This window comes from Streptomyces sp. UW30 (assembly GCF_008042075.1).
Lineage (GTDB): Bacteria > Actinomycetota > Actinomycetes > Streptomycetales > Streptomycetaceae > Streptomyces.
The window spans coordinates 1-1,210 of the sequence record NZ_RDBN01000089.1 but is presented as its reverse complement, the minus strand read 5'-3'; the positions used below and the strand labels follow the sequence as shown (position 1 = coordinate 1,210).

The 1,210-nt window shown below is 69.7% G+C and carries 1 protein-coding gene; it reads right to left on the bottom strand.

Translation table 11 applies throughout. The features are described from left to right. A partial coding sequence (locus EAO75_RS44125) for a beta-ketoacyl reductase (RefSeq protein ID WP_261989706.1) occupies positions 1–1,163 on the bottom strand: 1,163 nt, incomplete at its 3' end. Positions 1,164–1,210: the final 47 nt, after the last annotated feature.

The following is a 1,210-nucleotide window of genomic DNA, read 5'->3' as shown; positions in this document are numbered from 1 at the left end:
GGGTCCCAACCCCGATCCGTCGGCAACCCGGACAACCCATCCCGGCCCTCCGCCACCAGCTCCCACAACCCCTGAGCCGAATCCGCACCACCCGGGAAACGACACCCCATCCCCACGATCGCAACCGGCTCGTCGGAGGCCGTCGCCATCTGGACACGCGGTCGCGAGGGCGCTTGCGCAGAGATCTCTCCGAGGACCTGTTCGAGGAGGAAGTCGGTGAGTGAGTTCGGGTTCGGGTGGTCGAAGACAAGGGTGGCCGGGAGTGCGATGCCGGTGGCGGAGCCGAGGCGGTTGCGCAGGTCGACGGCGGTCAGCGAGTCGAACCCGAGGTCCTTGAAGCTGCGGGTCTCGTCCACGGACGCCGCCGACGCATGGCCGAGGGCGACGGCGACCTGCGCCTGAACCAACTCCAGCAGGGCCCTGCGCTGTTCGACCGGTGCCAGCCCCGCGAGGCGGCGGGCCAGCTCGCCGCCGGCTGCCGTGGCAGCACCGGCAGTGCGCCGACGGGCCCGAAGCGGTACGAGGTCGTGCAGGACAGCGGGCAGGGCGCCTTGGCCCGCCTCGCCGAGTGCCGAGGTGCGGAGGGCGACGGGGACGGTGACCGGCTCGTTCACCAGCAGAGCAGCATCGAGCAGAGCCAGCCCCTCGCCCGTCTCCAACGCCGGGAAACCCTGCCGAGCCATCCGCTCCAGCTCCGCCTCACCCAGCGTCCCGCCCATACCATCGGCGTTCGCCCACATACCCCACGCCAACGACACAGCAGGCAGACCCTGAGCCCGCCGCACCAGCGCCAGCGCATCCAACACATTGTTCGCCGCCGAATACGCCGCCTGACCGGCATTACCCACGACGCCCGCGAACGACGAGAACAACACAAACGCCGACAGCTCACGATCCGCCGTCAACTCATGCAGAAGCAGGGCTGATTCGGCCTTGGCCGCCACCACCCTGCCCACCCGCTCAACCGACAGATCGGCAATCAGACCGTCATCAAGAACACCGGCCGCATGCACCACAGCACCGAGCCGAACCCCGTCCAGCACGCCGGCCAGCGACGCACGGTCGGTCACATCACACGCCCGCACATCGACGCGCGCACCCAACTGCTCCAGCTCAGCGACGAGTTGACCCGCACCGGGAGCAGCCGAACCGCGCCGGGACACCAGCAACAGATCCCGCACCCCGTGCACACCCACGAGGTGCCGGGCGA